A 25,874-nucleotide genomic window follows, 5' to 3' on the forward strand; every position below is an offset into this window, starting at 1 on the left:
GGGCATGTCAATCATTGTGCTGGGCTGGCACGACAAGGCATAGCGTACGATTTTTTCCGTTTCGTGAGCTGACCCCTACATGGCGCGGCAGGGGAACGCGACAGTAGCCATTCAGGATGAGCTGGATCTCGAAGTTCGCGCTGCCGACACAGGACGCGGCTTCCGCCGAGCCGCCGTGACGAAGCCGGGAAAGGTCGAGGAAGCGGTCACTGCGGAGCTGCCGGTTCTGTGATGAGACACCGCAGATAGCGGGCTGCTCGAGTTCCTCGCAGCCGTCTTCCGGGTCGCTCGAATTCCAATCGGCTGATGTAAGCGAGCCACCTCCTTTGATCGGCAAGCGATAGGTCGCATTCTGCCCATTCGGAACACGCTCGTCACGGTCTCGCCAGAAACTCCAGGGTCATTGCCGCCAAGGCCTTCGCGCCGGCTGGCATCGCGCCCTCGTCGAAATCGAAGGCGGGGTTGTGGTTCGGCGCCGCGGTCGCCGGCGTTTTGCCTTCGGGGGCGGCACCGAGGATGATGTACAGGCCCGGCACGACCTTCTGGAACTCGGAGAAATCCTCCGAGGCCATCAGGCGCGAAGTCTGCATCGCCTTGCCGCCGCTGACCTTCTTCAGCACCGGCGCCATCATCTCGGTCAGCGCCTCGGGGTTTGTCGTCACCGGATAGGCGGACGGCCCGAAGCTCACCTCGGCGGCAGCGCCGCTGGCCGCAGCGATCGACTCGGCGGTGCGCGTGATGCGCTCCTTGGCATCGGCGCGCATGGCCTCGTCGAAGGCGCGGAGGGTGCCGACCATTTCGACCGATTCAGGCACGATGTTCTCGCGGTTGCCGCCATTGATCTGGCCGATCGACAGGACGGCCGGTTCCTTGCTGATGTTGAGCTGGCGGCTGACGATGGTCTGCAGCGCGGTGACCACCTGGGCCGACACCACGATCGGATCCACCCCGTTCCACGGGAAGCCGCCGTGGGTCTGCTTGCCCTTGATCTTGATGCGCACCGTGTCGCCGCTGGCGAACTGCGGGCCGCTGCGGTAGCCGATCATGCCCGAGGGCATGTTGGGAATGATGTGCAGCGCGAAGGCCACGTCCGGGCGCGGGTTCTCGAGCGCGCCGTCCTCGACCATGGCCTTGGCGCCCCAGCTCTGGCCCGGCTCGGGCGGCGACGAGAGGCCCTCTTCGGAGGGCTGGAAGACGAACTTGACCGTGCCCGGGAGCTGCTCGCGCATGCCGGCCAGCACCTCGGCCACCGCCATCAGCATCGCGGTGTGGCCGTCGTGACCGCAGGCGTGCATGACCGGCGACTCGACCCCCATGTTCATCTGCTTGACCCGGGAGGCAAACGGCAGTCCGGTGACCTCTGCCACAGGCAGCGCGTCCATGTCGGCGCGCAGGGCGACGACCTTGCCCGGCTGCCCACCCTTGAGCAGGCCGACGACCCCGTGCCCGCCGACGCCGGTGCGCACCTCCATGCCGAGCTTGCGCAGATGCTCGGCGACCAGGGCCGCGGTGCGCACCTCCTGGCCGGAGAGCTCGGGGTGCTGGTGGATGTCGCGGCGCCACTCGACCATCCGCGGCTGCAGGGCTTCGACACGGGTGCTGAGGTCCTGGAGGGTAGCGTCGTCGAGCGCTTGCGCAGAGCCGAGCGCAGCCTGGCCCAGCAGGGCGATGGCGGCGGCGAGGCGCAGGACCTTGCCGGAGTGCGTGCTTGTTTTCATTTGCGGGATCTCTCTTGGGATTGGAGGAACTGCTCGGGCTGTCCATCGATTGGGCCGGGGTGCGGCTGCGCCGCGCCGGCCGCGCCAGCGTCACTTCATCATAGCCACCAGCCAGAGCGAGATCGACGGGAAGGCCACCAGCAGCAGCAAGCGCACCAAATCGATACCGACGAAGGGGAACAGTCCGCGGAAGATCGCGCCGAGACGGACGTGCGGCAGCGTGGCCTTGAGCACGAAAACGTTCATGCCGATGGGCGGCGTGATCAGCGCAATCTCGGTGACCACGACGACGATGATGCCGAACCACACGAGGTCGAAACCGTGGCTGATCAGGATGGGCAAGAACAGCGGGACGCAGATCAGGATGATCGCCAGCGACTCCATCACACAGCCGAGGAGCAGAAAGATGAGCAGGATTGCCGCCAGGGTCTGGTAAGGGCCCAGGCCCGCCTCCTCGACGAAGGCCAGGAGGCCTTCTCCCAGGCCCGAGAACGAGATCAGCTTGGCGAACAGCAGTGCGCCGAACAGCACGCTGTAGAGCATCACCGAGGTGGTCGCGGTCTCAACGAAGATCTGGCGAAAGCTCTGCCAGCTCATGCGCCCTTGCGCCATGGACAGGATCAGCGCCAGACCGGCACCCAGACCCGCGGCCTCGGTGGCGGTGAAGAGCCTTCCATACAGGCCGCCGATGATGAGCACGAAGAGCAGGGTGAAGGGCCACACGCCGCGCAGGGAGCGGAGCTTGTCCGCCGTGGTGGTGCGTTCGCCGCGCGGCGCGTCCTGCGGGCTGATGCAGGCGATGGCGTAGACCACGCCCAGATACATCAGCAGGCCGAGCAGGCCGGGGATCACTGCGGCGACGAACAGGTCGCCGATGTTGGTCTGGGTGAGGATGCCGTAGATCATCAGGATGATGGACGGCGGGATCAGGATGCCGAGCGTGCCACCCGCGGCGATGGTGGCCGAAGCGAGCTGGTCCGAGTAGCCGTAGCGCTTCATGCTCGGGTAGGCGACCTTGGACATCGTGGCCGCGGTCGCCAGGCTGGAGCCGCACACCGCGCTGAAGCCGGCGCAGGTCACCATGGTCGACAGCGCAAGTCCGCCGCGCACCGGGCCGAGGAAGGCGTTGGCGGCGCGGAACAGATCGTCGGAGATGCCCGAGCGGGCGAGGATGTTGCCCATCAGGATGAACATCGGCACCACGGCCAGTTCATACGAGAACACGGCCTCCGAGATCGTCATCGGCACCAGCGAGCGGGCGACGTCCCAGCCCATGACGACGCTGATGCCGGCGAGCGACACCGACAGCAGCGCGAAGGCGAGCGGTACGCGCAGGAAGGCCAGCACCAGCACGGCCAGCAGGGAAAGGAGACCGACGGTCATTTGGCATGCTCCTCGGGCGCGTGGGAGTGCGAGGCGGGGGCGCCGAAGCAGCCCAGCAGGGCAGCCAGGGCCGACAGCAGCGAGGTGAAGGAGATGAAGGCATACATGCCGCTACGCGGAATCGACAGCGCCTGGCTAATCTCCTGGATCTGGCCTGCCTCGATCGCGGCATTGAAGAATTCGTAGGCGATCAGCAGCAGCACAAGGGTCATCAGCAGTGCAATCAGACGGTGCCACCAGGCCATGCTGGGCTTCATCAGGTATTTGTCGAACAGGTCCACCGCCAGGTGTCCGCGCGCGGCCGTCAGTAGCGGCAGGCCGCAGAACACCATGATCGCCATCAGGTGTTCGGTGGCGTCGTGAGCGCCGAAGACGGGGGTACCGAACAGCCGGCGCCCGATGACGTCGGCGAAGGTGAGCAGGACCATGCCCAACAGCGTGAGGATGAGCAGCGCCTCCACGCCCTTGCGGATGCGGGACAGATACGCGTCCATGTGATTCTCCGTGTGGAAGTGGCCGGCCGGAGCCGGCCACTTCCAGGATCAGTGGGCGATCAGTTGCCGGCGTGGGCCTTGTAGCGCTGCTCGAAGAACTCGAGCATCTCCATCGGCTTGTCGACACCGAAGCTCGGGCCTTCGGCCGCCCAGTCGGCGAGCATGCGCTCGCGCACCGCGCCGATGCGCTCGAACAGCGCATGCGAGGGTTCGTTGAAGCTGTGCCCGTCAGCGCGCAGCTTGGCCTCGCCGGCCTGGTTCTGTACGTCGAAGCGCTGGCCCCACAGGCGCGACAGCTTCTCGCCCGACACGCTCATGATCGCCTTGCGGTCGGCCTCGGAGAGCCTGTTCCACTTGCCCTCGTTGATGACGACGAAGAAGCTCGCGTCGTAGAAGCCGCCGGGGACGATGGTGTGATGCTTGAGCTTTTCGTCGACGCGGAAGTTGATCACCGATTCGATCGTGTGCAGCGACGCATCGACCACGCCGCTCTCGAGCAGCTCGTAGGCCTTCGGCCCCGGTCCGGCGACCGGCACTGCGCCGAGGTCCTCGAGCAGGCGCTTCTGGATCGGGCCGCCCATGCGCACCTTCTGGTTCTTGAGGTCGTCCGGCTCGATGATGTTCTTGCTGCCGTGGTGGATCTGGCCGCCGCCGAATAGGCCGACGCCGAGCATGACCACGCCCTCGAAGGCCGGCTTGCCGGCGAGGTACTTCTCGTAGGTCTCCCACAGCGCCACCGAGGAGGCTTCCGCGTTGGTACCGGTGAAGGGCATCTCCGAGAACCACAGTGCCTTGAAGCGATCCGGCTCGTAGGTGAAATTGCCCCAGGTGATGTCCGCCACGCCCTTGCGCGCCAGCTCCCAGTGCTGGGCGGGGCCGCCCACCGGCTTGGGCAGGATGCGGACGTCGACACGGCCCTCGGTGACGCGCTTGACGTCCTCGATCCAGGGCTGGAAGACCTCGGGGGTCAGAAAGTGGGTGGGTGACACCCAGCTCGACATGGTGAGGGTGGTGGCGGCCTGCGCGGCCGGCAGGCCGGCGCCGGTGGCGAGGACGAATCCGGCGGACAGGGTGGCGAGTAGTTTGCTGAGTTTCATGTTGCCTCCGAACAAGGTTTAGTTATGGGCTTACTGGGGCTTACTGCTTGAGCGCGCCGATCGTGCGCCCGCTGCCAGCACAGCCAGTACGTCGATGACGGGCATGGCGCCAAGCCCTCAACGGCTCGGTATCGATCCTGCTCACGACGGTTGGCTGGGCGTTCATCGGGCTCTCGAATAGAAATAACTCATGAGCAAATCATATGAACTTGCCGCGCACGCCGTAAGGCGATATTTTTTCGTGGGTGACAACCAGATTAGGTCAGTGCGATCATGAAAGATCACCAACTCAAGGCCCTGGTGCAGGTGGCCGACCGCGGCTCCATCCGTGCGGCCGCACGCGCCATGAACCTCAGCCAGAGTGCCCTCACCAAGGCGCTGCGCGAGCTCGAGGAGGACGTCGGCGCGGAGCTGCTGCAGCGCAGCTACAAGGGCGTCGGCTTCACCCCCGAAGGCAACGCCTTGCTGGTACGCGCGCGCCTCGTGCTGGCGACGATCGAGAAGGCACGCGCGGAGATCCGCCTGATGCGCGGGGGCGCGGGGGCGCATGTCAAGGCCGCCATCACGCCCCTGCTGACCGCGACCGTGCTGCCAGACGTGCTCAGCGAGTTTCGCCGCGCGCAGCCGGACGCCGAACTCACTTTCCACGAGGGGTTGCTGGTGCAGGCGCTACCCGGCCTGATCGAGGGCAAGATCGATTTCGCGATTGCGCTGGCCTCTGCGCAGGACCTGCCCTACGAGATCGAGTTCGAGCCTCTCGCCGAGATCGAGGCCGTGCCCTTCCTGCGCCGCAGCCACCCGCTGGCCGGTGTGCGGGACTGGTCGGACGTGGCCGAAGCGCCATGGGTGCTGAACCTGAGCGCCGGCAGCCAGAGCATGAATCTTGTCGATTGGCTCGCAGCACGCGGCTTTGCAGCGCCGAGCCGCATCCTGCACTGCTCCTCGCCCTTCCTGATCCTGGAACTGGCGCGCCGCAACGACCTCATCGGTTACGGGCCGAAGGCGCTGATCATCGATCCGTGCGCGGGGGTCGGCCTGACCCCCCTGTTGCTGGATCCGCTGCCGCCGCCGATGTCGCTCGGGCTGCTGACCTTGCGTAACGTGCCACTGGGCAGCGCTGCGAAGAAGCTCGCAGGCATGTTCCGCCGGCACGTTTCAGCCCTTTCGGTCGGCGCCAGCGCTGCGGCAACGGGTGTGCGCCCCATTACCTCCTGACGTGCGACGAATAGCCGACACTCGGGGCGGGACGAGGCGGCCGGCGCGATCAGGCGCAATCGCTGCAGGCAGGGCTCGGACGCCTCCTTCCAGCCCCCTGGATTGTTCTTAATCTGCGAAAAGTGTTTCCGGTCTTACGGGGTTTATCTGTCTGTCCCGCACAATCAGAATCTCCCGCCAGACGTATCGACTCTCTGGAGACACAAACATGGAACATCAAGCCATCAACCCGCCCGAACTGTTCGTCGGCAAGGCGTTCAGCCAGACCTATTCCGTCCGTGCAGCAGAGCGGCTGATCTTTCTGTCGGGGCAGGTGGACTGCGATCGTGAGGGCAGGGTGCGCAACCCCGACGACCTCGAGGCGCAGTTGAAGGGCACCCTCGACAACATCGAGATCGGTTTGCAGGCCCAGGGCGCGAGCATGCGCGATCTGGTCAAGGTCAACATCTACGTGGTCGACCTGCGCCCCGAGCAACTTGCCCGGATCCGTGAGATCCGCTCGGCCTACTTCGATGCCGACCGCCCGCCGGCCGTGACCCTGCTCGGTGTGGAGCGGCTGGCCTTCGAGGGGCTGAAGGTGGAGATCGAGGTCATCGCCGCGCAGTGAGCGGGCTGGACGCGAAGAGCTCGCCCAGCCAATCGATCAACACGCGCACCCGGGCCGACAACTGACGATTGGGGGGATACAGCACGTTCAGCGGCAAGGGGGGCGGTCGGTGTTCGGTGAGGATCTCCTCGAACTCGCCGCGTTCGAGTTCTGCGCTGACGTGATAGCGAGGCAACTGGATGATCCCGAAGCCGGCCTTGCACGCCGCGACGTAGGCATCGCCGTTATTGACGGTGACGGTGGCCGGCAGCACATGGCGCTCGATGCGGCCGCCGACGTCGAATGCGAGCGGGACCTGCTTGCCGCTGGTGGCCGAGACGTAATCGACGGTGAGGTGCCCCTCGAGTTCGGCCAGACTGCGTGGCGCGCCGTGGCGGGCGAGGTAGTCCGAAGCGGCGCAGGTGACCTGTTCGAGCCGCGTTAGCTCGCGCGCCACCAGGGGTATGTCGCGCAGGTCACCGATGCGCAGCACGCAATCCACGCCTTCGCGCACGAGATCGATCTGGCGGTCGCCGACGCCGATCTCGAGCTTGATCTGCGGGTAGCGCGCGCAGAATGCGGGCAGGGCAGGGAGAAGAACCAGGCGGCAGAGCGAACCGGACATGTCGAGCCGGATGCTGCCCTGCGGGTGGCGCCCGACCTGCGAGAACTCCGCGTCGAGCTCATCCAGGTCGCTCAGGATTTCGAGGCAGCGCTGATAGTAGGCGCTGCCATCGACGGTGGGCGTGACCTGCCGCGTCGTTCGCAGCAGGAGCCGCACCCCGACGCGGGCTTCCAGCTGTTTGATGATCTGCGTGGCCGAGGCCCGCGCCACGCCGAGTTGCGCGGCCGCACGGCTGAAGCTGCCCAGTTCGACGATGCGGGTGAAAAGCCGCATCGCTGCGATACGATCCATGGCGAGTCCTGAATGTTCGTATTTTCAGAATAGTGATTTCATTCTAGACGTCTTTATATCTGCCGGATGAATAACCATAATCGTCGTCCCCATTGAGACCCACCCATGCTTGCTCATCTCGAACGCCCCACTGAAAAAGCGCCAGGGCCAAGGCGAATCCTCGACGACTTCGGCCTCACGTACTTCGCCAACGGCCTGATCGGCTTCATCTTCTCGGCGACCGGCCCGGTCGCGATCATCCTGGCCGTGGGCACGCGCGGCGGGTTGTCGCAGGCCGAACTCGCCTCCTGGGTGTTCGGCGTGTTCTTCATCAACGGCCTGATCACCATCGCCATGAGCTGGAAGTACCGCACGCCGCTCGGCTTCGCGTGGACGATCCCGGGCACGGTGCTGGTCGGCCCGGCCCTGCAGCACCTGAGCTTTGCCGAAGTCATCGGCGCCTTCTACGCCACCAGCCTGCTGATCCTGGTGATGGGCATGAGCGGCTGGGTCAAGCGCTTCATGCAGGCCCTGCCGATGCCGATCGTGATGGGCATGGTGGCAGGCGTCTTCCTGCGCTTCGGCCTCGATCTGGTGCACGCCCTGCACAGTGACGTGGCCATTGCCGCGCCAATGGTCGTCGCCTTCCTGCTGCTGTCGGCCAGCCCGGTGCTGGGCAAGCGCATGCCGCCGGTGATCGGTGCCCTGCTCGTGGGCGCACTGGCGATTGCCGTGTTCGATCGCCTGGATACGTCTGCCTTGGGCAGCTTCAGCTTTGCTCAGCCACTGGTGCAGGCACCTGTGTGGTCGCTCGCTGCGCTCGTCGAGCTCGTGGTGCCGCTGGCGATCACGGTGCTGGTGGTGCAGAACGGCCAGGGCGTCGCGGTATTGAAGGCAGCCCGTCACGAGCCGCCGGTCAACACCATCGCCGTCGTCTCGGGCATTGGCGCCGCGCTCAGTGCGGCGGTGGGCGCGGTCAGCAGCTGCCTGACCGGTCCGACCAATGCGCTGCTCACCTCGTCCGGCGAGCACGGTCGTCAGTACACGGCGGCGCTCGCGTTCGGCGTGTTCGGGGTGCTGTTCGGCCTGATGGCGCCGACCTTTACCGGCTTGATGCTGGCCGCGCCCGCCGAATTCATCATGGTGCTGGGCGGGCTGGCGATGCTGCGCGTGCTCCAGGGCGCCTTCATGGCGTCCTTCGGTGGCAAGTTCTCGCTCGGTGCCCTGATCAGCCTGCTGGTGACGGTGGCGGACATCAGCCTGCTCAACATCGGCGCCGCGTTCTGGGGCCTGGTCGCGGGCTTCGTCGTGTCCTGGCTGATGGAGAGGCAGGACTTCGTCGCCTTGGCAAAATGAGCGCACCGGCGGCGTCGGCCGCATTGCATCCGTGCCATCGATGTCGTTCGAATGGCGTCCCGCTGTAACGCTTGACGATACTCAGGCCGCCTTCTAGAATGCGGCCTCTTTTCTCGGGGCGGTTAGCTCAGCGGTAGAGCACTGCCTTCACACGGCAGGGGTCACTGGTTCGATCCCAGTACCGCCCACCACGGCCCGCAAGCCGTGAAGCGCCCGGGAAACCGATTGCACGCGCCAAGGCGCATGGATCGGGCGGTTAGCTCAGCGGTAGAGCACTGCCTTCACACGGCAGGGGTCACTGGTTCGATCCCAGTACCGCCCACCACACTTCATTGAAGCCGGCCATTGCGCCGGCTTTTTTGTCGACCTGGCGTAGAGACCCTGGCGATGTCGCGGCCCGGCTTGCCAGTCCGGCCCGGGGTATTACACTCCAGCCACCCGTAGCTCGAAGACAAAGGAGTACAGCCATGGCCGAGCGCCCCGTGAGTGTCACCGAACTCCCCTCCAAGGAACACCTCGCCTTGCGCGTGATGCCGATGCCGGCCGACCTCAACCCGGCCGGGGACGTGTTCGGCGGCTGGATCATGGCCATGGTCGATATCGCCGGCGCCTCGCCCGCGATCCGCCGCGCCCGCTCGCGCGTGGTCACCGTGGCGGTGAACTCCTTCGCTTTCAAGCAGCCGGTGTCGGTCGGCGACGTGGTCAGCTTCTACGCCGACGTGCTGGCGGTGGGGAAGTCGTCGGTGACCGTCGATGTGCAGGTCTTCGCCGAGCGCAATCCGGCTGACCCGGTGGTGGTCAAGGTGACCGAGGCGCAACTGACCTATGTGGCGGTGGACGATGCGGGCAACAAGCGCCTCTTGCCGCCAGCCTCGGCCGCCGATGAATTCGCCTCGTGTGCCGAGCCGGTGTGGGACAAGGAACTGGTGCTGCGCGTGGTGCCGATGCCGGCCGACCTCAATCCGGCCGGCGACGTGTTCGGCGGCTGGATCATGTCGATGGTCGACATCGCCGGCGCCGTGCTGGCGACCCGCCGCATGCGCGCCGGTGTCGCGACCGTGGCGGTCGATTCCTTCACCTTCAAGCAGCCGGTGTCGGTTGGTGACAAGCTCAGCTTCTACGCCGAGATTGCCGATGCCGGCGACAAGACCGTGACCGTCGATGTCGAGGTGTTTGCGCAACGCAACCCGGAGAACCCCTTCGTGGTGAAGGTCACCGAGGCGAAGCTGACTTACACCACGGTCGGCGCGTTTCGCGCCGGCGCGACGGTCGATGCGGCCTGAGTTGCGCACGGCGCGCGCATCGGAGCGCTGAAACTGGAGAACCCGTGAGAGGCAGGCGTATGCTTCGCCCCGCGTCCAGGAATTCCAGCCAGGGAGAGAGCCCGCCCATGCCGTCCGCCGTGCCTGCCGTCGAATACCGCATCCGCCTCTCGAACCCGGGGGCCCATCTGTTTGCCGTGAGTTGCACAGTGCGTGCGCCCGACCCCGCGGGCCAGATCTTCCGCCTGCCGGCCTGGATCCCGGGCAGCTACATGATCCGCGACTTCGCGCGCAATATCGTCACCCTGCGCGCGGAGTGCGCGGGGCACGCATGCGCGGTGGAAAAGCTGGACAAGCAGAGCTGGCGGGTAGCCCCAACACCTGCGGGCGAGGCGCTGACCCTGCACTACGAGGTCTATGCCTGGGACCTCTCGGTGCGGTCCGCCCACCTTGACGACAGCCACGGCTTCTTCAACGGCACGAGCGTCTTCGTGGCGGTCGAGGGCCACACCGAGGCGCCCTGCGAGGTCATCATCGAACGCCCTGAGGGTGCGCCGTTTCGTGGCTGGCGGCTCATCACCGCCCTGCCGCCGGCAGTCGGGCGCGCCGGGGGCGCAGCCGGGTGTCGCTTCGGCCGCTTTCGCGCCCGCGACTACGACGAGCTCATCGACCATCCGGTCGAGATGGGCGAGTTCACGCTCGCGCGCTTCGAGGCCGCCGGCGTCCCTCACGATATCGCCCTGACCGGTCGCCATGATTGCGATCTCGATCGCCTTTGCGCCGACCTCGAGCGCATCTGCGCGTGGCAGATCGACCTGTTTGGCGCGCCCGCCCCGGTCGATTACTACCTCTTCCTGACCATGGTGGTGGGCGATGGCTATGGCGGCCTCGAGCATCGCGCCTCGACCGCGCTGCTGTGCGCGCGCGACGAACTGCCGTGGAAGGGCATGGAGGGGCTGCCCGACGGCTACAAGTCCTTTCTCGGCCTGTGCAGCCACGAGTACTTCCATACCTGGAACGTCAAGCGCATCAAGCCGGCCGCGTTCACCCCCTACGACCTGACGCGCGAGAACCACACCCGCCTGCTGTGGGCCTTCGAGGGCTTCACCTCCTACTACGACGACCTCGCCCTCGTGCGCAGCGGCGTGATCGGGGTTGAGGATTACCTCGGCCTGCTGGCCAAGACGGTGTCCAACGTGATGCGCGGCAGTGGCCGCCTGAAGCAGAGCGTGGCGGACTCGTCCTTCGATGCGTGGACCAAGTACTACCGCCAGGACGAGAACGCACCCAATGCCGTCGTCAGCTATTACGCCAAGGGGGCGCTGATCGCGCTGGCACTGGACCTGCAACTGCGCGCCGGCAGCGAAGGGCGCTGCAGTCTCGATGACGTGATGCGCAAGCTGTGGGCCGACCATGGCCAGACGGGGGTCGGGGTGGCCGAGGACGGCATCTACCATGCCGTGCGCGAGGTCGGCGGCGCGGTGCTCGGCAAGCGCCTGGCGCGCTGGCTGCAGCAGGCGGTCGAAGGCACCGACGACTTGCCGCTCGAACGCCTCCTGAAGGGCTTCGGTGTCGAGCTCGCCGTCGAGCCGGCCAGCACCGCGCCCGGCCTGGGCCTCAAGCTCGCCCCGGGCGACAGCGAGGCGCGCATCGCCAATGTGTACGATGGGGGCCCGGCGCAGCGCGCGGGGCTGTCGGCTGGTGACGTGTTGATCGCGCTCGACGGGCTGAAACTGACGGCCAAGGGTCTGGAGACGCAGCTCAAGCGCCGCCGGCCGGGCGATCGCGTCGAACTGCACGCCTTCCGCCGCGACGAACTGAAGGTGTTCCAGGTCGAGCTGGCTGAGCCGCCGGCTGACAAGTACGTGCTCAAGCTGGCTGCGCGCAGCGGCGAGCGTGCGGTGGCGCTGCGCAAGGGCTGGCTGGGCGCCTGAGCGCGGCGCCGCGCATCAGCCCCGGGAGTCTGGTGGGCGCGTGGTGGCCGTGGCGAGCGCGGCGCCGCTGCGATCACTCGCCGTGGGGCTTGCCCGACAGCAGGCGGGGGCGCCAGTAGCGCCAGGCGAGGAAGGCGAACAGCGCTGCCATGATCAGCCAGAAACCGACACCTTGCCAGAAGGCGATGGGATCGGTGGCGAGCAGGTAGTCACGCGGTGGGCGCACGAAATGGATGCGGCCGCGCACCACAGCCTGCAGGGCAATGCCGATGGCGCTGAGCGCAGGGGCAAACCAGACCAGCAGGCCAGCGCCGATGATGAAGCGGTCCAGTGCGGGCGAGGGGCGACGGCGCGGGCGATAGACGCTCTCCACGCCGAACCACACCGCAAGCAGGAAGCCGAGTGCGGCGGCCAGCGGACCGACTGCCATCGCCGCGCCGAGCAGGGTGGTGGCTGCCATGAAGAGCAGGCCTTCCATGGCGGCGATCGTGGGCCACAGGCGCTCGAGCTGGGAGAACAGCAGCCAGGAAGCAGGGAGGGCGACGACGCAGACGAGCAGGCAGAAGAGGGCACGCTGCCGGCTGCGATCGCCGGCCGGCAGCGTGCCGTGGGCGGCAGCCGGCGTAGCGGCGGCGGACAGGGATGAGGCGTTCGGGGGGGCGTGCTGGGGTACTTGGGGCATTGTGGGCTGCGGGCGCAGGGGCTGCGCGTTGCTGGGGATCGACGCGCAAGTGTACTACGCCGAGCGGGCGGTACCGGGGCGGTGATGGGCGGGAATGCGGACCGTGGTGCGCGCCCCTGGGCCTGACGAGGCCGATGCATCGATCAGCCGAAATAGCCATGCAGATACCAGGCTTGCGGCTTGTCGAGGCACTGGTAGATCCAGCACAAGGCCTGACGGGTGTCGCGCGCCAGGTAGTAGTCGCGGCATACCGGCTGCTCGTCCCACCAGCCGCACTCGATGCGCTCGGCTTCGCTCAACAGCACGAAGGCGTCGGGATCGACGCTGCGTGGCGTGGGGAGCAGCCACAGCGGACGCAGGCGATCGGTCGCGGGGGGGCGCCAGGCCGGGAGCGTGCCCTTCGCCACGACGGCCCTGGCGCCCGTGCGCCCTGCGGGCGGATGGGGCAGGCCTGCCCAGGCCGCCTCCGGCCGGTGGTCGGGCAGGGCACGGAGCTGGCTGACCCGGTCGCGCCCCAGTCGGGCGCGCAGGCGATCGAGCAGCAGATCGGCCTGTTCCCGGACGCGGCTGCTATCGTCGAACAGGTCCGTGCTCGAGGTCGCGGCGGCAAGGGTGTGCTCGGCAAGGAGCCGCAAGCCGCTCACATCGGCCGCAAGTTGCAGCGTACCGAGGCGCTCGCGGGCGATGAGCAGCAGGCGGCACTCGTCCTGGCTGGGGCTGCCGAGCACCAGCTCAAGCCCGGTCGCAGGCTGGTATTCATGCTCGAGCAGCAAGCGACAGTGGTCGATGGCGGCGTGGCGGGCGCGCAGCCATCCGCCGAGGCTGGCGAACAGGCGACGGGCGGCGAACAGCAGGGCTTCGGCATGGTGAGTCGGTGCAGGCAGCGCGAGGCCGCAATCGAAGCTTTCGCCGACCTCGAACCAGGGGCGCGGGTCCGGGGTCTCGCCCCGCGCGCGCGCCAGGCAGTGCATGGCGGCCTGGGCGCCACGGCGGGCGAGGCCGGCGGCGGGCAGGCGGTGCAACTCGGCCAGCGTGCGCAGGCCGAGGCCGGCGAGTAGCGCCAGGGTGGCGGCGTCACAGCCGTCCTCGTCGCCAAGCACATCGAGCGGCAGGCGCTCGAGCGCGTCCAGCCAGTCCGCCGCGGTCGGGCTGCGGCCGTTGGCACGCGCGAACCAGCGTGCGGCCAGCGCCGTTGGGGCGCAGGCGGTGTGCGCTTCGAAGCCGAGCTCGCGCAGCCCCGCCTGCACCTCGGCCTCGATGAGCTGGGCGTTGCCGAACAGGCGCAGGCAGCTGCCGATCTCGAGCAGGACCGCATCGGGCGGCGACAGGCTCAGGCGCGGGGTGAAGCGTGCGGCCCAGCTTGCGATCTCATGCAGCGCCCTGGCTTCGCGTTCCGGCGCGCGGGCGTGCAGTTGCAGTTCGGGCAGCAGGGCCAGCGCGCTCGCGCTGCGTTGCCCGGGGCGCACGCCCGCAGCGGTGGCGAACGGGCTGGCGGCGAGGATGCAGGCCTGGGCGGGGGCGGCCGTCACGGCGATCGCGGTGTCCGCGCGCGCACCGCGGGTGAAGACTTGCAGCGGCAGTGCCGGCAGCAGGATGGCGAGCCAGAGCATGGGGGGCGGTGGCGCTCAGCTTGCGAGACGCAGCCCCGTGCGTACCGGGTCCCGCTGCAGATCGCGGTGGATCGTCAGCATCAGCGGGCGGGCCGATGGTGGGCCGCGGCGCTTCAGGATGTCGATGCGCAACTGCTCGCCGGCGGGGCTGAGCGCCAGCCGCAGCGGGGAGGGCGAGGCCTGTCCGCCTGCCGAGCGCGGGCGAAACAGGAACACCGGTGTCGCGCTGTCTTCGGCCGCCAGTTGCAGCCGGCGCAGTGCGGCGTTGTCGAGCTTCTGCATCCAGGCCAGCACGGCGCTGCAACTGCCGGACGCGGCGGCCTGGCGCGCGGCCCACAGTGCGTCTTCGCTGCGCCTGGGCTGGATCAGCAGCAGCCGCGACAGCGGCACGCCGGCGCGCAGCAGCGCAGGGGGGTAGGGCAGCAGCGGTGGCGCGACCCAGGCGATCCAGCGTTCGGCGGGGGTGCGGCCGAGCAGCGGCAGCAACAGCGACAGCTCGCCGGCACCGGGCCGGTCGAGCAGGAGTTCGATCAGCGCGCCTGAGGGCCAGCCGCCACCAGGCAGTTCGCGGTCGAGCGCGGCGAAACCGCTCGGGCGCGCTTCGCTTTGGCTGTGTGCGATGCGGTTCGCCTGCCAGACGCTGCCCGTGGGCAGGGCCGCCAGGATTGCCCCCGGACCCGACGCTGAGCTTGCGGGCCAGGCTTCATCCAGGGCGTGGCGCGCAGGAAAGGCCATGTTGAGAGGTGTGAGCGTGCAGGCAGCGGCGTCTGGCTCAGTGATCCTTGCGGATCAGCCCGACCATGATGCCCTCGATGACCAGCGCTTCGCTGCGGGTATCGACCACGATGGGTGCGTAGTCGGGATTGGCCGGCAGCAGTTCGACCAGCGCGCCCTTGCGCTGCAAGGTCTTGACGGTGACCTCGTCCTCCACGCGGGCGACGACGATCTGGCCATTGCGTGCCTCGCCGCTGCGACGCACGGCGATGAGGTCGCCGTCGAGGATGCCGGCGTCACGCATGCTCATGCCGCGCACGCGCAGCAGGTAGTCGGCCTTGGGCGAGAACAGCGCGGGGTCGAGTTGATAGCGGGCCTCGACATGTTCGGCGGCGAGGATGGGGCTGCCGGCCGCGACCCGACCGACCAGTGGCAGGCCGAGGGCCTCGGCCAGGCGGATGCCGCGCGCGCGCCCCTCCTCGAGCAGGATGGCCCCTTTGGCCGCGAGCGCGCGCAGATGGGTCTCGGCGGCATTGGGCGAGCGGAAGCCGAAAGCGGTGCACACTTCGGCGCGGGTCGGCGGGCGGCCTTCGGACTCGAGGGTGGCGCGAATGAAATCGAGGATTTCCTGCTGGCGCGCGGTGAGGGTTTCGTTTCGGGCGGTCATCACAGCCTCCATGGGGTGGCTGTAATTTTAAACAGTTATCCGCCGAGGGCAAGTCGAACGCACTGGCGCAGACGCCTCAGGGCACGAGTACGGCCGCACCCTGCAGGGCGCCGCGGCGCAGCCGCTCGAGCGCACTGTTGGCCTGCTCCAGCGCAAAACGAGTGATCTCGGTGCGGACCGGAACGCGCGGCGCAAGGGCGAGAAACTCGTCGCCATCGCGGCGGGTGAGGTTGGCCACCGACACGATGCGACGCTCGCCCCACAGGATGTCGTAGGGGAAGGAGGGAATGTCGCTCATGTGGATGCCGGCGCAGACGACGGTGCCGCCCTTGGCCAGGGTGCGCAGCGCGGCGGGCACCAGCTCGCCGGCGGGCGCGAAGATCAGCGCCGCATCCAGCGCATGCGGCGGCCGCTCTGCGCCGCTGCCGACCCAGCTCGCGCCGAGCTGGCGGGCGAAGGCCTGGCTTTCGCTGTCGCCGGCACGGGTGAAGGCATGGACTTCGCGGCCCTGCCAGTGCGCCACCTGGGCGATGATGTGGGCGGCGGCGCCAAAGCCATACAGCCCGATCCGCCGCGCGTCGCCCGCCATCGTCAGCGCGCGGTAGCCGATGAGCCCGGCGCACAGCAGCGGGGCCGCTGCTGCGGCATCGAGCGCGTCGCCGAGTGCAAAGCAGTAGCGTGCGTCGGCGACGGTGTATTCCGCATAGCCGCCCTGGATCTGGTAGCCGGTGAAGCGCGCCTCGTCACACAGGTTCTCGCGCGCGCCGGTGCAGTAGGCGCAGTGGCCACAGGTCCACCCCAGCCAGGGCACGCCCATGCGCTGCCCGCGGGCAATGCCGGTGACGCCCTCGCCGACCGCCACCACCCGGCCGACGATCTCATGCCCTGGAATCATCGGCAGCACGGGCTCGGGCAGCTCGCCGTCGATGAGGTGCAGATCGGTGCGGCACACGCCACAGGCCTCAACCTGCAGCAGCACCTGCCCCGCGCCGGGTCGAGGAACCGGCAGCGCCTGCAGGCGCAAGGGCTCACCGGGGCGCTGGAGCACCATGGCGCGCATGGTGACGGGGAGCGGGCGCAGCGAGGCAGCAGCGTGCGGCATGAGGAATGACCTCCATTGAACGGGGGCAGGCGAGGCGGCAATGATGCGCTGCATCTTGAGCCCAGCCCCGATCTGGGCTATTGCTTCACCATGGTGTCGGCTGGCGGCACCCTGACGCGTGACAACAGCACGACAACAAGCACGGAGGAGTACCCAGTGCTCGACCACACCCAAGTCCGACCCGGTGCCGGTAGTGTTAGTCGAATGTCTCGGCTAGAATCCACCCCACATCAGGGAGACCACATGCTTCAGAGCGGAGACATTGCCCCCGCATTCTCGCTGCCGGATGCCGATATGGAGATTTTCGACCTCGCATCCCTGGTCGGCAAGCACAATGTGGTGCTCTATTTCTACCCTCGCGACAACACGCCGGGTTGCACCCTCCAGGCCGCCGATTTCAGCGACCACGAGGATGAGTTTGCCCGCTACGACTGCATCGTGCTTGGCGTGAGTCCTGACGACTGTCTGACCCACGCTGAATTCCGCGACAAGGAAGGGCTGTCCATCCGCCTGCTGTCGGACTCGGACACCGAGGCCTGCCGACTCTACAAGGTCTGGCAGGAGCGCGAAGTCGACGGTGTGAAGAAGATGGGTGTGCGGCGGTCGACCTTCATCATCGACAAGCAGGGCAGGATCCGCCACGCACTCTACGATGTGGCGCCTCGTGGCCACGCGGCCACGGTTTTTGAACTCGTCAAGGAACTGGAATCGCAGAATGCAAAATGAAATCGTCAAGAACAGCGTGGTGACGCTGCAATATACCGTGCGCGACCCGGACGGCGCCGTCATCGATGACGGTCATCACCCGCTGGTGTATCTGCATGGTGGCTACGACGGCATCTTTCCGCTCCTGGAAGAGGCCCTGCACGGCAAGAAGGTCGGTGATCAGCTTCAGGTCAAGCTGCAGCCGGAAGACGCCTTCGGTGATTACGACGAGGACCTGATCCTGGTCGAGGACGCCAAGCTGTTCCCCGACAACATCGAGGTGGGCATGAGCTTCGAGCGCGTGTCCGACGACGGTGAGGAAGACCTGGTCTACCGTGTCACCGACATCGCCGATGGCAAGGTGGTGGTCGATGGCAACCATCCGCTCGCCGGCGTGGCGCTGGTGTTCGACGTCACGATCGCCGAAGTCCGCCCGGCCACCGCCGAGGAGGTGAGTCACGGTCACGTGCACGGACCGGGTGGCCACCACCACTAAGCACCAATTCGGGGGCCGCACTTGCGGCCCCTTTCACATGCGTCGGCCCCCGCTCGCCGGAGCGGGGGCCGAGTTCGCTCTGCCCTGATTCTCGCTACGCGTGACCGTTTCCATGTCCACTTCCAGCCCGCCCGATGCGGCAGCCCCCCTGCTGCAGGTGTCCGACCTGCGCGTGGTGATCGAGCGAGCGGGCGACGACATTCGGCCAGTCGACGGGGTGGGCTTCAGCATCCGCGCGGGCGAGACCTTTGCGTTGCTCGGCGAGTCCGGCTGCGGCAAGTCGATGACTGCGCTGGCGCTGACGCGCATGCTGCCGGACGGCGGCTACATCGTGGGTGGGCGTGTCCGGCTGAGCGGGGAGGATGTGCTGGCGCTGCCCGAGTCCGCCATGCGCGCGATCCGCGGCGGCCGTATCGGCATGATCTTCCAGGAGCCGTCGACGAGTCTCAACCCGGTGATGAGCATCGGCGCGCAGATCACCGAGGCGCTGGCGCAGCACGGCCTGCACGGGGCCGGCGCGGCGGCCGAGGCCTGCCGCCTGCTCGAGGCGGTCGGCATTCCTGACCCGGAGCGGCGCCTGCACGACTATCCCTTCCAGTTCTCGGGCGGCATGAAGCAGCGGGTGATGATCGCCATGGCGCTTGCCGGCCAGCCGCAGTTGCTGATCGCCGACGAACCGACCACCGCCCTCGACGTGACGATCCAGGCCCAGGTGCTGGCCTTGCTCGCGAATATCCAGCGCGAACGCGGCATGGGCATGCTGCTGATCACCCATGACCTCGGCGTGGTTGCGCGCATGGCCCATGACGTCGGCGTGATGTACGCCGGCGAGCTGGTTGAGACGGGCCCGCGCGACGCGTTTTTCGCCGCGCCGCTGCATCCCTATTCGCGCAAGCTGTTCGCGGCCTTGCCGGCTGTGGAACGCCGTGGCGCGCCCCTCGACGCGCCCGAGGGCAGTGTGCCCGGCCTCGACCGTGCGTTTCACGGTTGCCGCTTTGCCGAGCGCTGCCAGATGGCTTTCGACCGCTGCGACGAGGAGGCGCCGGGCTGGCATCGGCTCGGCCCGCAGGCGGTGCGTTGCCACCTTTACGAAGGGGTCAGTGTCCCCCGTGCGCTCGACCTGCAGCAAGCCGTGGCGGCGGTTGCGCATCGTCAGCGAGCGACACAGCCGGTGCTGGAGGTGCGCGAGCTTGCGGTGCATTTCCCGGTGCGCAAGGGCTTGCTCAAGCGCAAGGTGGCTGAGCTCAAGGCGGTCGATGGGGTCAGCCTGAACCTGATGGCCGGGCGCACCCTGGCCTTGGTCGGCGAGTCCGGCTGTGGCAAGACCACCGTGGGCAAGGCCATCCTGCGCCTGATCGAGCCCACCAGTGGCGAGCTCTTTCTCGACGGCGAGAACGTCAGCGCCTTGCCGCCCGAGGCGCTGCAGCCCATGCGGCGGGCGGTGCAGATGGTGTTCCAGGACCCCTTCGCCTCGCTCAATCCGCGTATGCGGGTGGGCGAGATCATCGAGGAGGGGATGATCGCGCTCGGCGTCGAGCCGGACGCGCAGCAACGGCGCCTGCGGGTGGACGAACTGCTGGCCCGTGTCGGCCTGCCGGCCGAGATGCGCTGGCGCTATCCGCATGAATTCTCGGGCGGGCAACGCCAGCGCATCGCGGTGGCGCGTGCGTTGGCCGTGATGCCCCGCGTGATCATCTGCGACGAGCCGACGAGTGCGCTCGACGTCTCGGTACAGGCCCAACTGCTCAACCTGATGCGCGAACTGCAGCGCGAGCATGGGCTGGCCTACCTGTTCATCACCCACAACCTGGCCGTGGTGGAATACCTCGCCGACGAGGTGGCGGTGATGTATCTGGGCCGTATCGTCGAGCAGGGGCCGGTGGAGCGTGTACTGAGCGCGCCCTTCCACCCCTACACGCGCAGCCTGATGGCGGCCGTACCCCGCATCGGGAGCGACACCGACGGCGTCATGTCCGCCGCGGCTGCGGGAGCGGCGACCGACCTGCCGTCGCCGCTCAACCCGCCCAGTGGCTGTCATTTCCATCCGCGTTGCGCCCACGCTACCGACGTGTGCCGGCTCAGCTACCCGTCGGTGACCGAGTTTGGTCGGGGTCATCGCGTGCGCTGCCACTGGCCGCGCCTGGAGCCCTGATCAGCGCGAGCGGTTGTTGTTGCGGCGCTCACCGCTGCCAGCGCCGCGCGGCACCGGCTTGGGCGACTTGAGCTGGGGCTGGCCGCGGCCTGCGCCTGCCGGGGCAAGGCGCAGGCCCTGCTGGCTCGCGGCGGCGGCAGCGGCGAAGGGCAGCAGGGCACTGACCTCGAGCGCACCATCGGGATCGACCCCGTCCGGCACCAGCAGCGCATGGCCAGAGCCCGGGTTGCTGCCCGGTGCGAGCCCGTTGAGCCGACGCAGTTGCGCCGTGCTCAGGCCGTGGCGGCCGGCGACCGCATCGAGCGACTCGCCGCCGGCCAAGACGTGCATGCGCCAGCCCTTGCCGCTGCGCTCGAGCTCGGCCAGGCCTTCCTCGAGCTGTTCGGCGCGGTCGGTGGGCACGATGAAGGTCTGCCCCGGCGTCGTGATCGCTGGCCGATTGAAGCCCGGGTTGAGCGCCAGGAATTCGTCCAGCGGCATGTCCGACAGGCGCGCGGCGGTGGCGAGGTCGACGCCGACGGGGGCGTCGACAGTGACGAAATGCAGCTCGTTGGCGACGTAGGGCAGCTCGAAGTGAAACAGCTCGGGCTCGGCGACGATGTTCTTGATGGCCTGCAGCTTGGGGACGTAGTTGCGCGTCTCGTCGGGCATGCGCAGGTGCATGTATTCCTGTGGCAGGCCTTCCTCGGCGTTGCGCCGCAGGGCGCGCTGCACCGAACCCTCGCCCCAGTTGTAGGAGGCCAGCGCGAGGTGCCAGTCGCCATGCATGTCGTAGATGCGCTGCAGGTAGTCGAGCGCGGCGTTGGTGGAGGCGATCACGTCGCGGCGTTCGTCCACCCAGGTGTCCTGGGTCAGGTTGTAGTGCTTGCCGGTCGACGGGATGAACTGCCACAGCCCGGAGGCGTGGGCGCGTGAGTAGGCCATCGGATTGTAGCTGCTCTCGACCATGGGCAGCAGTGCGATCTCGGTCGGCATGCCGCGGCGTTCGAGCTCATCGACGATGTAGTACAGGTAGCGTCCGCCGCGGGCGAAGACCTGCTTCAGGAAGCCCGGCCGGTTGAGGTAGAAGGCCTGCTGATCCATCACCCGCTGGCTGTCCAGGTCGGGCATGCTGAAGCCGCGCCGGATGCGGTCCCAGATGTCGTTGGCGTCGCGCGTGAGGTCGAGCGTCAGCACGCGCTCGACGACGATCTCCTCCTCGAGCACCGGCGTGGGCTCGCCGGGTATCCGGCGCTCGGCGGTGATCGCGCCGGGCGGTGCGGGTTCGCCGGCGGGCGCCATGCCGCCTGCGGTCTGCGCACGCAGCTGCGGCGCAACGAGGACGAGTGTCGCGCAGGCGATGGCAAGGGCGAGGCGGGAGGGGCGCAGGTGCGTACCGTGGGGCGAGGTGGGCATTGGGGGGCGCTTCAGAAGCGGTCCTTCCATGCCCGCAGCGCGGCGAGGCAGGCGAGTGCATCGGTGGGCCGCTCGCCGCTGTGGGCGGCAACGGCGTCGATCACGCCCGGGCGGTCGGTGCGCAGGAAGGGGTTGATCGCACGCTCGCGCCCGATGGTGCTCGGCAGGGTCGGCTCACCGCGTTCGCGGCGCGCGGCGCAGTCAAGGGCATAGGCGTCGCGCTCGGGGTTGTCCGGCTCGGCGGCCCGCGCGAACGCAAGGTTGGACAGGGTGTATTCGTGCGTGCAGCAGACGCGGGTGTCGGCGGGCAGGGCGGCGAGTTTGGCGAGCGCGCTCGCCAACTGCGCAGGCGTGCCCTCGAACAGGCGGCCGCAGCCGGCCGAGAACAAGGTGTCGCCGCAGAACACGACACCAGGCTCCAGGTCGATGCCGACGAAGGCGATGTGGCCGGCGGTGTGAGCGGGGACGTCCATTACCCTGAAGGTCACGGCAGGCTCGGCGAGGCGAACCTCGTCACCTTCGCGCAGGTGCTTGCTGACGCCCTCGATGGTTTCCCCTGCGGGGCCGAACACCGGAACGGGCCAGCGCGCCAGCAGCCGCGCGAGACCGCCAACATGATCGGCGTGCCAGTGCGTGACGAGGATGGCTTTCAGATTGAGGCCCAGGCGCGCGAGTGCTTCTTCGACCGGGGTGGCGTCGCCTGGATCGACCACCAGCGCATGGTGTCCGTCATGCAGCAGCCAGATGTAGTTATCGCGAAAGGCAGGAAGGGGGATAATGTCCATCCCGCGAATTGTGAGGACCTGAGAGCCGATGTCAATCCTCGATCTCAAGGACTGGCTGCAAACCCCGCAGGGGCAGTACCTGCTCGAGTGGGAGCAGGACGGGCTGGACCGGATGGTGGCGGATGTCTTCGGCTACAACGCAGTGCAGGTCGGCCTGCCGGGTCTCGACCTGCTGCGCGCCAACCGCATGCCGTACCGGGTGGTGTGCGGGCGGGTGGCCGACAGCGGCGTGGTGGCAGAGGAGTTCGAGCTGCCCTTCGCCTCGGCCAGCATCGACCTGGTCCTGTTGCCGCATGTGCTGGAGTTTTCAGAGCATCCGCATCGCGTGTTGCGCGAGGTTGAGCGTGTGCTGGTGCCCGAGGGCAGCGTGGTCATCAGCGGCTTCAATCCGCTCAGCCTGTGGGGGCTGCGCCGGCTGCTGACGCGCCGCAAGGACGCGGCGCCGCCCTGGCGCGGGCAGTATCGCGCCGTGATGCGGATCCGCGACTGGCTGACGCTGCTTGGCTTCGAGATCCAGGGCAACGGCTTCGGCTGCTATGCGCCCCCGGCGAGCAGCCTCAAGTGGCTGCAGCGCTGGCAGTTCATGGATCGAGCCGGCAGGCGATGGTGGCCGGTGCTTGGCGCGGCCTACCTCTTGCACGGGGTGAAGCGGGTGCATGGCATGCGCCTCATCACCCCTCACTGGCGCAGCCGCAAGGCCGCGTCGAAACGACTATCGCCGGTCGCCCAGCGCGACGGCGGATCAAGGAAAACGCAGTAAATGGAAGAAGTGGTCGATATCTACACCGACGGCGCCTGCAGCGGCAATCCGGGACCGGGTGGCTGGGGCGCGATCCTGCGCGCGGGTGCGCACGAGAAGGAGATCTGGGGCGGAGAGCCGGCAACGACCAACAACCGCATGGAGCTGCTCGCGGTCATCCGCGCGCTGGAGGCCTTGAAGCGACCTGTGGCCGCCCGTGTCCACACCGACAGCCAGTATGTGCAGAAGGGTATTTCGGAGTGGATCCATGGCTGGAAGGCACGCGACTGGAAGACGGCCGCCAAGGCCCCGGTCAAGAATGCCGACCTGTGGCGTGCGCTCGACGAGGCTGCGGCGCGGCACCAGGTGAAGTGGCTGTGGGTGCGCGGGCACGCCGGGCATCCGGAGAACGAGCGCGCCGATGAACTCGCGCGGCGCGGGGTGGACGCGGTGCGCAAGGCCGGCGCGGCGGTGCAGGGCTGAGCCTGCAACCGATGTGAAGGGTGGCCGACGGTGCGGATTGTGCAACGCACCTCGTCACGGGTTAGAACCGGCGGGCCGCGGTAAACAGTGGCCCCGGAAGCGAAGGAAAGGCCGACGGCCGACAGGAAGACCGATGCGACAAATTGTGCTCGATACCGAGACGACCGGACTGGACTGGCGCAATGGCGACCGGGTGATCGAGATCGGCTGCGTGGAACTGCTCAACCGCAGTCTCACCGGCCGCCACTTCCATGTGTACATCAACCCCGAGCGGGGAATCGATGCCGAGGCGGTCGCGGTGCATGGCATCACCGAGGAGTTCCTTGCCGACAAGCCTCGGTTCGCCGAGGTTGCGGTGGCGTTCGAGGACTTCGTGCGCGATGCCGAACTCGTGATCCACAACGCCAGCTTCGATGTCGGCTTTCTCGACAACGAACTGCACTTGCTTGGCCGCGAGCGGCTGGCGAGCCTGTGCTGCGGGGTGATCGACACCCTCAAGCTCGCCAAGGAGCAGAACCCCGGCAAGAAGGCCTCGCTCGATGCCCTGTGCGATCGCTACGAGATCGACAACGCCCGTCGCGAACTGCACGGCGCGCTGCTCGACGCCGAGCTGCTGGCGGATGTTTACCTGGCCATGACGCGCGGACAGGAAAGCCTGATGATCGGCCTAGAAGAGGAAACCCTACCGCGCGAGGCGGATGCCGCAGGCGCGCTCGAGCGACGCGCCACGCTCAGGATCCTGCGCCCGACTGCGGCCGAGCTCGAGGCGCATGAGTCCGTGCTGAGCGACATCGCCAGGGCGAACAAGGGCCTGTGCCTATGGTTGCCCCCCACAGAGGTGGAGGATGCGCCGGCCTGAGCGACCGGCCGGGCTGCGTCAGTGACCGTCGCGGCGCAGCTTTTCCAGGCCCTTGAGGATATCGACCCGCGAGATCTGACCGATCAGGCGCGAGCCCTCGACCACGGGCAGGCAGCGATAGTGGTCACCGATGAACATTTCGATCGCGTCGATCAGGCTGGCGTCGCCCGAGATGGAGGCCACGTCGGTGCTCATGAACTCCTGCACGCTGCCCGCCTCACGCCGGAAGTAGGAGGCATCGAGGGCGGCCTTCAGGCAGTCCTTCTCGGACAGGAAGCCGATCAGGCGATTGTTTTCGTCCACCACCGGTGCGCCGCTGAGCCGATGCTCCAGCAAGGTATGCACCGCCCTGAGCAGGTCGGTCTGGGCAGTGAAGGCGAGGTGGTCGCCGATCATGTAATCCTTGACGAGCAGGGAACTGAGCATGGTGTCTCCCGAGGGTCAGTGTTGTTGTTCGGCCTTGGCGGCCTCCATGCGGGCCTGACGCTTCGAGCAGGGCTTCTTGCAGCCGAACTCGCAGTCAAGGCCGATTGCACCGATGCCGCCGCAGCTACCGGCGATCGGCTTGCGACCAAACATGACGCCGATGGCCATCGCGGCGATGACGATGCCGACGATGATCAGTGTGATCAGAAAGGTACTCATTCAGATTCTGCCTCATTCAAACGAGCCGTGTGCAGGCCCTCGCGCCGGGTGGACAATACCGCGGACCGGCTTGTTCTGGCCATGCCTGCAGATGCATCGAACCGGGTCGCGCGCGGTGCGCGCAGGATCACAGCCTGAGCACCCCACCGGGCAGGCTGCCCGACTGTTCGAGCCGAGCCACCGTGGGGCCGAGGTCAAGCCCCGTTGCAGCCTTCAGCCCGCGGGCGCGCTCGCGCAGCTCGGACACGCTGCGTTCGATGGCTTCTCCTGCGGCGCCAAATGCGACGACGTTGCCACTGTCGCAGGACGGAAAGGCGATCGCCCTGTCGTCGTAGGCACGGATGATTCTTTCCAGGCTGCTCTTGTAGCCACGCGAGCGACCGAAAAGATTGGCCGCCATCAGGCCGCGGTCCGACAGCCGGCTGCGTACCGCCTGATGAAAGGGCAGGGTGTCGAGCGCGCCAGCGCGCGCCCGGCTGTCATAGCCGTCGATCAGGATGTAGTCCCAGGTTTCGTCACGCTCGAGCACGTACTGTGCGCCGCAGCCGATATGGATTGAAAAGCGTGCGTCCTCGGCCGGCAGCTTGAAGAACTGGCGTGCGGCCGCCACCACGGCGGGGGCGATCTCGACCACGCGGATGCGGCTCTGCGGCAGGCTGTGATGGATGTATCTGGCCAGCGAGGCGGCGCCGAGACCAATGATCAGGACCTTGCGCGGCCAGTGGCCGCCGTCTTCGGCGAGGCCGTCGCGCAGCAGCAGCCCGGCCATCATCTCGCGCGTGTAGGCGAGCTCGAGGGCGTTGGGCTTGCGGATGCGCATCGCGCCCTGGATCCATTCCGAGCCGAAGTGCAAGTAACGGACGCCAGCGGCTTCCGAGATGTCGATGGAGGGGTTCATGC

Annotated in this window: 25 protein-coding genes, 2 tRNA genes and 2 pseudogenes; 14 read left to right on the forward strand and 15 right to left on the reverse strand. The window is 67.7% G+C overall.

Going from position 1 to position 25,874, the window contains the following annotated elements; translation table 11 throughout:
- Nucleotides 1-374 precede the first annotated feature (374 nt).
- From ACMV5O_RS15630 to ACMV5O_RS15645, 4 genes are all read right to left on the reverse strand, one after another.
- Entirely contained in the window at nucleotides 375-1,718 is a 1,344-nt protein-coding gene (locus ACMV5O_RS15630; RefSeq protein WP_416164328.1) for an amidohydrolase, read from the reverse strand.
- A gap of 90 nt (nucleotides 1,719-1,808) precedes the next feature.
- Nucleotides 1,809-3,101 carry a TRAP transporter large permease gene (locus ACMV5O_RS15635; protein ID WP_416164329.1) on the reverse strand — a complete coding sequence of 431 codons (1,293 nt, stop codon included), beginning with the start codon at nucleotides 3,099-3,101 and terminating at the stop codon, nucleotides 1,809-1,811.
- A complete protein-coding gene (locus tag ACMV5O_RS15640; RefSeq protein WP_416164330.1) occupies nucleotides 3,098-3,595 on the reverse strand; it encodes a TRAP transporter small permease in 498 nt (165 codons plus the stop codon). Before ACMV5O_RS15640 ends, ACMV5O_RS15635 begins: the two co-directional genes overlap by 4 nt.
- A gap of 59 nt (nucleotides 3,596-3,654) precedes the next feature.
- Entirely contained in the window at nucleotides 3,655-4,692 is a 1,038-nt protein-coding gene (locus ACMV5O_RS15645; RefSeq protein ID WP_416164331.1) for a TRAP transporter substrate-binding protein, read from the reverse strand.
- Between the two features lie 273 nt (nucleotides 4,693-4,965).
- Here ACMV5O_RS15645 and ACMV5O_RS15650 point away from each other — a divergent pair, with 273 nt between their 5' ends.
- On the forward strand, nucleotides 4,966-5,907 hold the full coding sequence (locus ACMV5O_RS15650; RefSeq protein WP_416164332.1) for a LysR substrate-binding domain-containing protein: 942 nt from the start codon (nucleotides 4,966-4,968) through the stop codon (nucleotides 5,905-5,907).
- Nucleotides 5,908-6,115: 208 nt separating this feature from the next.
- Nucleotides 6,116-6,514, forward strand: coding sequence for a RidA family protein (locus ACMV5O_RS15655; protein WP_416164333.1), 399 nt, complete (start codon nucleotides 6,116-6,118; stop codon nucleotides 6,512-6,514).
- On the opposite strand, the gene ACMV5O_RS15660 is transcribed toward ACMV5O_RS15655, so the two are convergent.
- Nucleotides 6,498-7,409, reverse strand: a complete 912-nt coding sequence (locus ACMV5O_RS15660) for a LysR family transcriptional regulator (RefSeq protein ID WP_416164334.1) — start codon at nucleotides 7,407-7,409, stop codon at nucleotides 6,498-6,500. The two genes, ACMV5O_RS15655 and ACMV5O_RS15660, sit on opposite strands and share 17 nt — an antisense overlap.
- Before the next feature lie 105 nt (nucleotides 7,410-7,514).
- On the opposite strand from ACMV5O_RS15660, the gene ACMV5O_RS15665 reads away from it, so the two are divergent.
- From ACMV5O_RS15665 to ACMV5O_RS15690, 6 genes and pseudogenes are all read left to right on the forward strand, one after another.
- Nucleotides 7,515-8,744 carry a benzoate/H(+) symporter BenE family transporter gene (locus tag ACMV5O_RS15665; protein WP_416164335.1) on the forward strand — a complete coding sequence of 410 codons (1,230 nt, stop codon included), beginning with the start codon at nucleotides 7,515-7,517 and terminating at the stop codon, nucleotides 8,742-8,744.
- 116 nt (nucleotides 8,745-8,860) lie between these two features.
- A tRNA-Val gene (locus ACMV5O_RS15670) sits at nucleotides 8,861-8,935 on the forward strand.
- A 59-nt stretch (nucleotides 8,936-8,994) separates the two neighbouring features.
- Nucleotides 8,995-9,069 (forward strand) — tRNA-Val (locus ACMV5O_RS15675).
- 142 nt (nucleotides 9,070-9,211) lie between these two features.
- Nucleotides 9,212-9,613: pseudogene (locus tag ACMV5O_RS15680) on the forward strand (acyl-CoA thioesterase); the annotation flags it as partial.
- A 111-nt stretch (nucleotides 9,614-9,724) separates the two neighbouring features.
- Nucleotides 9,725-10,027, forward strand: a pseudogene (locus ACMV5O_RS15685) (acyl-CoA thioesterase); the annotation flags it as partial.
- 107 nt (nucleotides 10,028-10,134) lie between these two features.
- Nucleotides 10,135-11,940: a M61 family metallopeptidase gene (locus tag ACMV5O_RS15690; protein ID WP_416164336.1), complete on the forward strand. Its 1,806-nt coding sequence runs from the start codon at nucleotides 10,135-10,137 to the stop codon at nucleotides 11,938-11,940.
- A gap of 73 nt (nucleotides 11,941-12,013) precedes the next feature.
- Here ACMV5O_RS15690 and ACMV5O_RS15695 read toward each other — a convergent pair whose 3' ends face one another.
- From ACMV5O_RS15695 to ACMV5O_RS15715, 5 genes are all read right to left on the reverse strand, one after another.
- A complete protein-coding gene (locus ACMV5O_RS15695; protein ID WP_416164337.1) occupies nucleotides 12,014-12,622 on the reverse strand; it encodes a hypothetical protein in 609 nt (202 codons plus the stop codon).
- 143 nt (nucleotides 12,623-12,765) lie between these two features.
- A complete protein-coding gene (locus tag ACMV5O_RS15700; protein ID WP_416164338.1) occupies nucleotides 12,766-14,232 on the reverse strand; it encodes a Y-family DNA polymerase in 1,467 nt (488 codons plus the stop codon).
- 15 nt (nucleotides 14,233-14,247) lie between these two features.
- Nucleotides 14,248-14,967 (reverse strand): translesion DNA synthesis-associated protein ImuA, encoded by a 720-nt coding sequence (gene imuA, locus ACMV5O_RS15705; protein WP_416164339.1) that lies wholly within the window; start codon nucleotides 14,965-14,967, stop codon nucleotides 14,248-14,250.
- 37 nt (nucleotides 14,968-15,004) lie between these two features.
- On the reverse strand, nucleotides 15,005-15,613 hold the full coding sequence (lexA, locus tag ACMV5O_RS15710) for a transcriptional repressor LexA (RefSeq protein ID WP_416164340.1): 609 nt from the start codon (nucleotides 15,611-15,613) through the stop codon (nucleotides 15,005-15,007).
- Nucleotides 15,614-15,689: 76 nt separating this feature from the next.
- A complete protein-coding gene (locus ACMV5O_RS15715) occupies nucleotides 15,690-16,715 on the reverse strand; it encodes a zinc-dependent alcohol dehydrogenase family protein (protein ID WP_416164341.1) in 1,026 nt (341 codons plus the stop codon).
- Between the two features lie 243 nt (nucleotides 16,716-16,958).
- Between ACMV5O_RS15715 and ACMV5O_RS15720 the strand changes: the two genes are divergently transcribed.
- From ACMV5O_RS15720 to ACMV5O_RS15730, 3 genes are all read left to right on the forward strand, one after another.
- Nucleotides 16,959-17,441, forward strand: coding sequence for a peroxiredoxin (locus tag ACMV5O_RS15720; protein ID WP_416164342.1), 483 nt, complete (start codon nucleotides 16,959-16,961; stop codon nucleotides 17,439-17,441).
- Complete coding sequence (locus tag ACMV5O_RS15725) at nucleotides 17,431-17,916, forward strand: FKBP-type peptidyl-prolyl cis-trans isomerase (RefSeq protein WP_416164343.1); 486 nt, start codon at nucleotides 17,431-17,433, stop codon at nucleotides 17,914-17,916. Before ACMV5O_RS15720 ends, ACMV5O_RS15725 begins: the two co-directional genes overlap by 11 nt.
- Nucleotides 17,917-18,028: 112 nt before the next feature.
- Nucleotides 18,029-20,068 carry a dipeptide ABC transporter ATP-binding protein gene (locus tag ACMV5O_RS15730; protein ID WP_416164344.1) on the forward strand — a complete coding sequence of 680 codons (2,040 nt, stop codon included), beginning with the start codon at nucleotides 18,029-18,031 and terminating at the stop codon, nucleotides 20,066-20,068.
- Here ACMV5O_RS15730 and ACMV5O_RS15735 read toward each other — a convergent pair whose 3' ends face one another.
- Nucleotides 20,069-21,463, reverse strand: coding sequence for a transglycosylase SLT domain-containing protein (locus ACMV5O_RS15735; protein WP_416164345.1), 1,395 nt, complete (start codon nucleotides 21,461-21,463; stop codon nucleotides 20,069-20,071).
- Nucleotides 21,464-21,474: 11 nt separating this feature from the next.
- Entirely contained in the window at nucleotides 21,475-22,248 is a 774-nt protein-coding gene (gloB, locus tag ACMV5O_RS15740; protein WP_416164346.1) for a hydroxyacylglutathione hydrolase, read from the reverse strand.
- A gap of 28 nt (nucleotides 22,249-22,276) precedes the next feature.
- Here gloB and ACMV5O_RS15745 point away from each other — a divergent pair, with 28 nt between their 5' ends.
- The 3 genes from ACMV5O_RS15745 to dnaQ all read left to right on the forward strand — a co-directional run bounded on the left by ACMV5O_RS15745 (nucleotide 22,277) and on the right by dnaQ (nucleotide 24,329).
- On the forward strand, nucleotides 22,277-23,008 hold the full coding sequence (locus tag ACMV5O_RS15745) for a class I SAM-dependent methyltransferase (protein WP_416164347.1): 732 nt from the start codon (nucleotides 22,277-22,279) through the stop codon (nucleotides 23,006-23,008).
- Nucleotides 23,009-23,470: a ribonuclease HI gene (rnhA, locus tag ACMV5O_RS15750; RefSeq protein WP_416164348.1), complete on the forward strand. Its 462-nt coding sequence runs from the start codon at nucleotides 23,009-23,011 to the stop codon at nucleotides 23,468-23,470.
- 133 nt (nucleotides 23,471-23,603) lie between these two features.
- Nucleotides 23,604-24,329, forward strand: coding sequence for a DNA polymerase III subunit epsilon (dnaQ, locus tag ACMV5O_RS15755; RefSeq protein WP_416164349.1), 726 nt, complete (start codon nucleotides 23,604-23,606; stop codon nucleotides 24,327-24,329).
- A gap of 18 nt (nucleotides 24,330-24,347) precedes the next feature.
- Here the strand turns inward: dnaQ and ACMV5O_RS15760 are convergent, their stop codons facing one another.
- The 3 genes from ACMV5O_RS15760 to ACMV5O_RS15770 form a co-directional block, all read right to left on the reverse strand.
- Nucleotides 24,348-24,755, reverse strand: a complete 408-nt coding sequence (locus ACMV5O_RS15760) for a CBS domain-containing protein (protein ID WP_416164350.1) — start codon at nucleotides 24,753-24,755, stop codon at nucleotides 24,348-24,350.
- Nucleotides 24,756-24,770: 15 nt separating this feature from the next.
- Nucleotides 24,771-24,974 (reverse strand): (Na+)-NQR maturation NqrM, encoded by a 204-nt coding sequence (gene nqrM, locus ACMV5O_RS15765; RefSeq protein ID WP_324538521.1) that lies wholly within the window; start codon nucleotides 24,972-24,974, stop codon nucleotides 24,771-24,773.
- Between the two features lie 127 nt (nucleotides 24,975-25,101).
- Entirely contained in the window at nucleotides 25,102-25,872 is a 771-nt protein-coding gene (locus tag ACMV5O_RS15770; RefSeq protein WP_416164351.1) for a spermidine synthase, read from the reverse strand.
- Between the last annotated feature and the right edge of the window lie 2 nt (nucleotides 25,873-25,874).

The sequence above is a fragment of the Thauera sp. WH-1 genome (assembly GCF_047806685.1).
Lineage (GTDB): Bacteria > Pseudomonadota > Gammaproteobacteria > Burkholderiales > Rhodocyclaceae > Thauera.